The sequence below is a fragment of the Streptomyces sparsus genome, from assembly GCF_054776295.1.
The window spans coordinates 1-8,764 of sequence record NZ_BAAHCA010000125.1 but is presented as its reverse complement, the minus strand read 5'-3'; the positions used below and the strand labels follow the sequence as shown (position 1 = coordinate 8,764).

The window sequence follows — 8,764 nt, the reverse complement described above, 5'->3', positions numbered from 1 at the left end:
CCCGACGCCGGTCGCGGCTCGGCCGGGTGGGCGGACGGCCACCGCGCGAGCGCGGCCTCGGCCTGCCCGACCAGGAACTCGGTACGGCGGCGGGGCACAAAAACACCGGGCTCCAGCGCCACCCGCACTCCGCAGAACTCGGCCCAGCCGAGCACCTGTTCCAGGGGTACGCCGGCGACCCGCCGGTCGAGCATGGTGTGCAGCTCGGCCGGTGTCCGGGCGGTGGAGAGCAGCAGCCGGGCCTCGTCCTCGGCGAACACGCAGCCGGCGGCGCGGAGCCCGGCAACGAGGGCAGCGGTGGAGAGGGCGGGCGGGGATACCGACATCGAGAGCCTTCCGAGGGGGCGAAGGGCACTCTCCCCGTCACCGGTGCCGGGCGACGACCTGACGACCACGGGAGGAGAGCGTCCCACCTGCTGAAACGGTGATGGGTCCCACCTCCTCGGTCCGCGCGACTGCTGTTCCGGTCGCGGCCACGCTACCCGAGCCCCGCCCCGCCCCGCCCGACGGCTCTCCGCCCGGCACGAGGAGCCTCACCGATCCCGACCCGGCCGCGGACAGGTTCGTCCCCGGCCGGTGCGACCGGGGCCGCCGGCACCGGGCCTCGGTGCGGGGCGGCTCAGGGCGGTCACGAGCGCATCCTCCGCGTCTGCGGGTCGTAGCAGACGAGGCCCATCGCCGCCGCGAGCTCGGCGGCGTAGGCCGACGCCTCCTCGGCCATGCTGGTGCGCATCGGAAAATAGAGGAAAGGGCCGGCCGCCTCCTCGATCAGTGGCCCACTGGACCAGGGAGAGGTGTCCTCCTCGTCCTCCGTGAGGTCCACCCACCGCGCCAGGAGTCCGGCCACGTACTCGGTGATGCGAGGTGACGGTGGCGTCCTCTCGTCCGTTCCGGTGCAGCCGTCGTACAGCCGGCGGAAGGTTTCCGCCGCGTCCGCGTCGTCAACGGGTCTGTCGCCTTCCCACACTGCCAGGTCGTAGCTCATGGGCAGCACGGTGCCACGGCCCGCTGACAGCGCCCTCGGGGTGGCCGGACACGCCGGCCGGGCCCGTTGTCCGAGGGCGCTGTTACGTTCCGACCATGACCGCATCGGACGCCCTTCTCCACCGCATCGAGCGTGACCCGTCCCTGGCTGCCACCCTGGCCTGGCCCGTTGACTTCGACATCGCGCGCCGCGATCCCGTCGAGGACCTCGTGCTCCCTTCGGGAGAGCGGCCGCACCCGGTAGCCGGATGCGGCGCGGGCGGCACGTACTTCCTCTGTGGAAAGGCCGAGAGCGGGAAGCGGCCCGTCCTGTACGCCGATTCCGAGGGTCGGGCCACGCTGGTCGGCGCCGACCTCGCGGAGGCCGTCACGATCATCACCGTCCTGCCCTTCTGGCGTGACCTCGCGAAGGGTCTCCCACTCGGTGAGCTCGGATCGGAACTGCGGGCCGACCACCCGGACTTCGACGTCGAGCGCGACCGGCTCCTGCACGCCCTCGGGCTCACCCCCGTGCCCGAGGAGGAGGCCGTCGCCCGGCTGTTGGCCGTGGCCGCCCGCACCGCCCCGGACTGCCTACCGCGCGTGCCGGACAACGACCACCAGCCCTACGAGCCGCTCTTCGAGGGCGAGCCCGCGTAGCGCAGCCGACTGCGGCCACCCCTACTCCGGGAGGGGTGCGCGGGTGCCCCTACTCGACGCGGTCGAGGAAGCCGAGCACACGATGGCTGACCCGGGTCGCGGCCTGTTCGTCGTAGGTGGGCAGGCTCCTGTCGGTGAACAGGTGCCTGTTGCCGGGGTAGAGGAACAGCTCGCCGTCCGTCGCTGCCCCGACGAGGGCACGGGCGGCATCCACATCCCCCTCCCCGGCGAAGAACGGGTCCGCGTCCATTCCATGGATCTGGACCGGGAGGCCCCGCGGCCATGCGGGACCGAACTCCGAGAACGGCACGCAGGCCTCCAGCAGCAGAGCGCCCTTCGCGCCGGGGCGGGTCTGGGCGAGCTTCTGGGCCGGCAGCACACCGAGTGAGATCCCGACGTACACGAGCTCCGACGGCAGCCGTTCGGCGGCGGCGGTTCCGCGTGCGGTGATCGTCTCGAACCCGGTGCTCTCGGCGTAGCCGATTCCCTCTTCGAGGCTGTCGAACACCTGCCCCTCGTACAGGTCCGGAACGTGGACGGTGTGTCCGGCCCGCCTCAGCTGCTCGGCGAACTCGCGTACGCCGGCAGTCAGCCCGTGTCCGTGGTGGAACACCAGCACTTCAGCCACGTTGCTCCTCTTGTACTGCCGCACCCGTGCGGCGCGCCACCGCACGAGTATGGCCGGTGGCACCGACATCAGCCGGCTCGCGCACGGCCCCGCCGAGAAGTGCGGTCGCCCGGCCGGTGACCGGGGGTCCGGCGGGGCCGAGCACCGTGGTGGGGTGACGGTGGTCCTCGACGACGTGCCGGAGGAACCGCGCGCACGACCCCGTCCGGGTGGGCGGTGACGGCCCTGAACCGGGTCCGCCGGGGGCCGTTCGGCGGTGTGCGTCGCCACTTCGGAAGCTCGCCTGAAAGATGCAGTTCACCGCACTACTCTGTGTGCCCTGCTGAGCAGCATGGGGGAACCGTGGGGCTATTAGGGGAAAATCAGGTTTTTCTGGAGAAGTTGGCACATGCCGACCAGCAAGCACTCCTGTCACTCGGTCACCGGCACCTCTACCGGTCGCAGGAGGAGCTCGTCAGTGAAGGCGCATCGACCACCTTCGTCCTGCTGATCCTCACCGGTTGGTGCACGGTGTGGCGGGCCACCGACCGGGGGCACCTCATCCTGGCGCTGCGTCAGGGCGGGGAACTCGTCGGGGAGATGGCCGCTCTGGACGGACGCCCGCGCAGCGCGACGGTGAGCGCGCTCGGCACCGTGGAAGCTCTCGTCGTGCCGGGCGAGCGCTTCCGGCACTTCATGTCGGCCCGCCCCTTCGTGACCGGTCTCGTGATGGCACAGCTCACCGAGCGACTGCGCAGCGCCGATGACCAGCGCCGTTCGCTGGCCTCCGCCACCGTCCTGGAACGGCTTGCCGCCTGCCTCGTCGAACTCGCCGACCGCACCGGTCGCACCGAGAGCGGCTCGACGGTGATCCGGCTCCCGCTGTCCCAGCACGAGATCGCCGCGGCGATCGGCGCCACACGTGAGGCGGTGGCGAAGGCGCTGCGCCTGCTCCGCGAGGAAGGGCTGGTGCGCACCGGACCGAAGGTCATCGTGGTCGTCGAGCCGGAACCGCTGCGGCTGCTCGGGGGTTCCGCGGCTCCGACGCCGACGTGACGCGACCGGGTGTGTAAACGGCTACAGCGCGGCTTCCGCCGCTGCGGGACAGTGGCGGCATCACCGGGACGAACACCCCGAAGGCCGGGGCGAGGGGCAGTGGAGCGATGGACGGCGAGACCCAGTACGGATTCATCATCAGCCTCGACACCCAGGGTTCGGGCACGATTCCCGACCCGGACCGCCCTGGGGTGCGCACGCGGATCTACCAGGTGGCGGAGGACGCCTTCGACAAGGCGGGTATCGGCGACGCCAGGCTGGTCCAGGAGGACCGCGGCGACGGCATCATCGCCGTGGTCGAGCCCCGCCGCACCGAAGCTCTCGCAGGCGAGTGGGTGGAGTACCTCCACCAGAACCTGCGTCAGGTCAACCGGGAGCTGAACCGGCCGTTGAGGCTGCGTGCCGGGCTCAACGTCGGCCCGTTCACTCCCGACAGGCACGGCTTCTCCGGCTCCGCGGTCGACCTCGCCTGCCGCATCGGCAACTGCCCCGAGGCGAAGGCCGTACTGGCCGCCGCACCGGACTCGCCGCTGCTGGTGGCCGTCACCGAGCGGCTCTACCAGGAAGTCGTCCGGCACGGCGGCCGGTGGATCGAGCCGGACCACTACCGGCGGATCCGCGTCCTGCTCCAGGAGGGCGCGCAGCAGACCTGGTTCACGGTGCCGGGCCTCGCCGCACCCCCGCCGCTTCCCGACCGGGGGGACGGCGCCGGACCGCGCGAGGAAGCCGGAGCACCGGCGGCGGACGCCGAGCAGCGGCGTAGCGACGAGCAACGGCGCGGCGACGAGGGCGACTTCCGGTTCGGCACCGTCACGCACCACGGCTCCGGGCAGGTGCTGCAGGGCAAGTTCGGGGACCTCACGTTCGACCAGCGCCGCAGCGGTGGCGACGGCTCCGGAGGGCGGGCATGAGCGCCGACGACACGGACGCCCCCGGAGCCCAGGCGGACAGGCCGGACGAGGGAGCCGGCCGCGGCAACCGGCCGCAGTCCGACCAGCCCAGGGGGCAGGACCGCAGGCCACGGTCCGACGACGATGCCGACGCCTCCGGCGGGTCTGCGGAGGACGAGCTCTTCGGCGACTCCGAGTCGGACCCGTCGGCCAAGGAGGGGCGGGCCGCGGCGGGGGGAGCCGCAGCCCGCATCGCGCGCGAGTCGCGGTCGTTCTTCCTGCGCGACTCCAGCACCTACGTCGGCGGCACCATCGGATCGGTCAACTTCCGGTTCGGGGACACCGCGCGGGCGTCCCTGCTCGCCGGCCCCCTGCCCGACGACGAGTTGCAGCGGCTACGACGGCGGTTCACCCGCCCGCCGGACTACGACGACTTCAAACGGCGGTTGCGCAACGACCACCTGCTCGTGCTCTGCGGACAACCCGGTGGCGGGCGGACGTACACCGCCCTGTCGCTGCTGGACGACCTCACCCGCGGCACGGTGTCCCGGCTGGACCCCGGTTCCGACCTCACCGGGCTGGACTCGGACGACGAGGGCGGCCCGGTGGCCGAGGGCCACGGCTACACCCTGGAACCGGCCGACGGCCGGCTGCCCGAGGAACTGCACCTGGACCGGCTGCGCCGTCTGCTGGCCGACCGCAACGCCTACGCCGTGCTCCTCTCGGTGCCCGACGCCAGCGCCACCGGCGCGCCGCAGGCCCGCTACTGCCGCACGCACACACCCGCCGCCGAGGACGCCGTACTCGACGGCCACCTGGCTGCGGAACTCGACCGCGCGCCCACCGGGGCCCGGGAGGCGGCCCGGCAACTGGCCCGCCGAGACGATGTCCGGGCGGCCCTGGGGCTGGAGACGCTGCTGCCCGCCGAGGCCGCCAGGCTCGCCGGCCTCGTGGCCCGGCACGTCACCGGCGAGCTGTCCCAGGACGAGTTGCTGACCGAGTGCCGCGGATTCGCCGCCGAACAGGTCCGCGAATGGTTCGCGGGCGGTGCGGCGGCGGAGACCCTGCCGGCGCTGCGCGACGCCGCGTACCGGATCGCGCTCGCGGTGTTCGGCAACAGCTCCTTCAACGTCGCCGCCGAAGCCGCGGAACTGCTCGCCTGGGAACTGGCCGTGACCGCCGAGCCCGAACGGGTGCCCGGACGGCCGTTGTTGAGCGACGGTCTGGAGGCCCGGCTCACCTCGACCCGCGCGACCACCCGGATCAGCCTCCAGCCGGTGGTGGGGGGCGAGGACATCCCGGTCCGCACCGTGCAGTTCCTCGGCACCGCCCTGGCACCGGCCCTGCTCGCCCACCTGTGGGAACACCACCACAACATGCGCGGTCCGGTGCTGCGCTGGCTCGACTCCCTCTGCCAGGACCCGCGCGAGGACGTGTGGACCAGGGCAGCCGTGGCGGCGGGCGAACTGTGCCGGCTCGACTGCGCCCACACGCTCAGGGAGCTGCTCCTCCCGATGGCCGAGGCCGACCAGGCCCGTCGCGGCCTGTGCGTCGCCACCGCGCTGCAGGACGTGCTCAACGACCCGGCGGTCGGCGGGGCGCTGCGGTCCCTGGTCAAGGACTGGGGAAGCCGCGACAACGGCAACCTCCGGTGGACGGCTGCCGCGGTGCTCAGCCGGGGCACCGCGACCCGGACCACGGGCGAGGCACTGAGCAGGCTCGGCCGGATCGGCACCTGGGAGGACGGCCGGCTGCGGTCCGTCGCGGCGGACAGCGTCACGCACCTGGCCGGCTCCACGTCCGACCGGGAACCGCTGGCCAGGATCCGGGCCTGGCTCGGTGACAGCAGGCGGCAGCACCAGAACCTCGGCCTGGTCAGCGCCCTCTTCCTGGCCCGGACGCTGGTGGAGGAGGTGTGGAGCCCGGCCGCGGACCTGGCCGGACACGAGAAGTGGCCGCTGCCACTGGCGATCTCCGCGACACGTCCCGACCAGGCGGCCGAGGTCGCCGGGCTGCTGTGGACGGCCCTCAACACCAGTCGCTCCTACCAGGCGTCACTGGACGCCGTGGCCGCGTGGCTGCGCACGTGCCCCGGCAAACCGTGGGAGGCGGACGTCCTGAGCTTCCTGCCCCTGCTGGTGCTGACCGAGGACGACCGACAGCGGATGCTCTCGCTGATCAGGCGGCTCGCCCAGGACCCCGACGAACCGTTGGCACCCGAGTACGTCCAACGCCTCCTGGAGGCGGTCCAGTCAGTCCAGACGGGAAGAATCCGATGAGTCAGAACATGTACCACCAAGCGCCGGCAGGCCGTCCCGCCCCCGCCAACGTGCGGTTGCCGGACGACCTTCGGGGGCCGTTCCTGTCCGAGATGATGCCGGACAGCCCGTACCGGCACGTCGGACTCCAGCAGGCGGCGGTCGTGCACTACGCCAACGGCGGCCACAGCATCATCACCGTCCGCGGTGCGCAGCACCACAACCGGCCCCAGTTCAGGAAGCGGCCGGTGTCGGTCTGCCTGATCGCCCAGGGCAGGCACCAGAGCTCCTTCGAGATGCAGCTGCCCACCCGGGGCGACGAAGGCAACTTCACCTGCGCGGTGGACATCCACTGGGAGGTCAGCGACTTCCTGCTGGCCGCGGAGAAGCGGGTGGTGGACGTCGAGAAGATGCTGCGCGCCCCGATGCTGGCCCGGTTGCGGACCTTCACCAGACGCTACGGTCTCGACGGCGCCCAGGAGGCAGACGAGGCGATCCAGGACCAGCTGGCCACCGGAGGCTGGGCGTCCTTCGGCGCCGACATCGGCCTGACCACGATGGTCTACGTACGCATCGACCTGGGCCGGGCCGCCGCCGACCACAAGCAGGCCCTGCTGAGCGTGCAGCACACGGCGATCGTGCAGTCGGCGCAGGACCAGGCGGACGCGGCCCGGGTGCAGTCCAACCTGGTCGCCGCCCAGGACCTCATCGCCGCGGGCGAAGCCGGGCAGTACGCGCACCTGCTCGCGCAGGACCCGACCCGTGCCGGCGAGATCCTGCACGAACTCCAGGGCCAGGCGCGGCAACAGCGGCAGGGAGCCCTGGAGTACCTCACCCGCCTGATCGACCAGGGCGTCGTGCAGCGCCACCAGGTGGAAGGGCAGGTGCAGCAGCTGATCGACTACGCCCGGTCGACCGGCGGAGCACTGTTCGACAACGGCCTGCCCCAGCCCCCGACGGCGCTTCCCGCGCCGTCGGCCGACGGGACACTCGGGCAGCAGATCACCACCGTCTGGGGTCCGGCCGCGCCGATCGCGGACCTGCCGCCCGCCCCGCCCACACCGGGCACCCCGCCCATGCCGCCCGTTCCCGCCGCCCCGCCGGACGTCCCCCCGGCCACCCCGCCGGGCGAAGCGGAGGCGCCGGACTACCCGTTGGCTGCGCCGGCCGACGGGAGAGTGGACTACGTCCGGCAGGACCGGCGCCGACCGCGACAGGAGGACACGGATGAGCACGGCCGGTGAGCCCGCCACGGGCGTGCCTCCCGTCAGCCAGGAGCCGGCCGTCTACGTGGCCGAACGGCTGCTGGCCACCGCGCGGGAGGATCTCGCCCGGGCCGACAGCAAGGCGGCCGTGCTGCTCACGGGCGCCTTCGCGGTGCCCGTGCTGCTCGTCGGCGGAGAGGCGTGGGACCCGTCCTCGGTGGCCGGGGCGCTGGAGGTCCTGCTCATCGTCGGAGGGATCCTGTGGGCCGTCGGCACGGCGCTGCTGGCCTGGGTCGTCCTGCCCCGCACCAGCACCGCCCGGCCGGGCCCCGGCGTGACGTTCTTCGCAGACGTCCTCGTCGCGCCGCCGGACACCGAACGGCTCGTCCGAGCGGTCACCGCGGCGGCTCACGACCGGGTGTCGTGGCTGGTGGTGCAGATGGTGGACGTCAGCCTCATCCTCACCTCGAAGTACCGCTGGCTGCGGTGGGGCACCTGCTGCCTGGCTCTCGGCCTCATGCTGTCCGCGGTGGCCCTGGTGAGCTCCGGCTGACGTGCCCTCACGCGTGCCCGACGCGCTGGGCTCGGGGCTTGGGCCCCGGGCCCTGACGCTCGGTGCTTCTCAGCCCGTGGTGTCCTCGCCGCCGGCCGCGCCCAGGAAGAGGCCTCCAACTCGGCGGGGAAGGCTCCCGAGGTGCCGGCGGCGCGGACGAAGCCGGCCGCCAGCTCGGTGAGGTCGGCGACGCCCCGCACGCCGAGGTGCTCGTAGGGGACGCGGTCCCGCCGGTCGGTGTCCTCCTCCAACTCCAGGCGCAGTCGGCGCCCCTGCTCCGTGAGGGAACCGTCGCCGTCCATGAGGCCGCGCTCCCGCAACCGGTCCTCCGCCGCCGACCAGTCCTCGGTCGTCCACCCGCGCGTGGTCATCGCGAGGTCGCGGGGCATGCCGTCGTCGGTCGCGCTGTGCGAGACCAGCGCCTCCAGGCCGTCCAGGCCGGCGGTACCGAGCGCGGCGACGTGGCTGTCCCCCCGGTGCTCGCGCAGCAGGGTGGCGGCGTACCACAGCGTCAGGTGCGCCTCCCTCGGCACGGGCTGATCGGCGTGGGCCGCGTAGAGCGGGCGGCCCGG

General features: G+C 73.0%; 8 protein-coding genes and 2 pseudogenes. 6 read left to right on the top strand and 4 right to left on the bottom strand.

Features of this window, described 5'->3' with window-relative positions; genetic code table 11:
* Together ACYVE9_RS09420 and ACYVE9_RS09415 are read right to left on the bottom strand one after the other, a co-directional pair.
* A pseudogene (locus ACYVE9_RS09420) lies at positions 1-326 on the bottom strand (putative protein N(5)-glutamine methyltransferase); the annotation flags it as partial.
* Positions 327-628: 302 nt separating this feature from the next.
* Entirely contained in the window at positions 629-985 is a 357-nt protein-coding gene (locus ACYVE9_RS09415; RefSeq protein ID WP_461027298.1) for a hypothetical protein, read from the bottom strand.
* Between the two features lie 95 nt (positions 986-1,080).
* On the opposite strand from ACYVE9_RS09415, the gene ACYVE9_RS09410 reads away from it, so the two are divergent.
* Positions 1,081-1,623: a hypothetical protein gene (locus ACYVE9_RS09410; protein WP_461027297.1), complete on the top strand. Its 543-nt coding sequence runs from the start codon at positions 1,081-1,083 to the stop codon at positions 1,621-1,623.
* A 49-nt stretch (positions 1,624-1,672) separates the two neighbouring features.
* On the opposite strand, the gene ACYVE9_RS09405 is transcribed toward ACYVE9_RS09410, so the two are convergent.
* On the bottom strand, positions 1,673-2,251 hold the full coding sequence (locus ACYVE9_RS09405) for a dienelactone hydrolase family protein (protein WP_461027296.1): 579 nt from the start codon (positions 2,249-2,251) through the stop codon (positions 1,673-1,675).
* A 381-nt stretch (positions 2,252-2,632) separates the two neighbouring features.
* On the opposite strand from ACYVE9_RS09405, the gene ACYVE9_RS09400 reads away from it, so the two are divergent.
* From ACYVE9_RS09400 to ACYVE9_RS09380, 5 genes and pseudogenes are all read left to right on the top strand, one after another.
* Positions 2,633-3,286, top strand: a complete 654-nt coding sequence (locus ACYVE9_RS09400; RefSeq protein WP_461027295.1) for a Crp/Fnr family transcriptional regulator — start codon at positions 2,633-2,635, stop codon at positions 3,284-3,286.
* Between the two features lie 107 nt (positions 3,287-3,393).
* Complete coding sequence (locus ACYVE9_RS09395) at positions 3,394-4,197, top strand: hypothetical protein (protein ID WP_461027294.1); 804 nt, start codon at positions 3,394-3,396, stop codon at positions 4,195-4,197.
* Positions 4,194-6,455, top strand: coding sequence for a hypothetical protein (locus ACYVE9_RS09390; RefSeq protein WP_461027293.1), 2,262 nt, complete (start codon positions 4,194-4,196; stop codon positions 6,453-6,455). Before ACYVE9_RS09395 ends, ACYVE9_RS09390 begins: the two co-directional genes overlap by 4 nt.
* Positions 6,452-7,678, top strand: coding sequence for a hypothetical protein (locus ACYVE9_RS09385; protein WP_461027292.1), 1,227 nt, complete (start codon positions 6,452-6,454; stop codon positions 7,676-7,678). Before ACYVE9_RS09390 ends, ACYVE9_RS09385 begins: the two co-directional genes overlap by 4 nt.
* Positions 7,662-8,093, top strand: a pseudogene (locus ACYVE9_RS09380) (Pycsar system effector family protein); the annotation flags it as partial. The gene ACYVE9_RS09385 and the pseudogene ACYVE9_RS09380, both read left to right, overlap by 17 nt.
* On the opposite strand, the gene ACYVE9_RS09375 reads toward ACYVE9_RS09380, so the two are convergent.
* Positions 8,048-8,764, bottom strand: a 717-nt coding sequence (locus ACYVE9_RS09375) for an SCO6745 family protein (protein WP_461027291.1), incomplete at its 5' end; no start/stop codon positions are given. The pseudogene ACYVE9_RS09380 and the gene ACYVE9_RS09375 overlap by 46 nt on opposite strands.

What these genes read in the sequence shown, in the direction of transcription:
- ACYVE9_RS09415 (WP_461027298.1), bottom strand. Translation starts at nt 985, where the DNA reads ATGAGCTACGACCTGGCAGTGTGGGAAGGCGACAGACCCGTTGACGAC.
- ACYVE9_RS09395 (WP_461027294.1), top strand. Translation starts at nt 3,394, where the DNA reads ATGGACGGCGAGACCCAGTACGGATTCATCATCAGCCTCGACACCCAG.
- ACYVE9_RS09410 (WP_461027297.1), top strand. Translation starts at nt 1,081, where the DNA reads ATGACCGCATCGGACGCCCTTCTCCACCGCATCGAGCGTGACCCGTCC.
- ACYVE9_RS09385 (WP_461027292.1), top strand. Translation starts at nt 6,452, where the DNA reads ATGAGTCAGAACATGTACCACCAAGCGCCGGCAGGCCGTCCCGCCCCC.
- ACYVE9_RS09390 (WP_461027293.1), top strand. Translation starts at nt 4,194, where the DNA reads ATGAGCGCCGACGACACGGACGCCCCCGGAGCCCAGGCGGACAGGCCG.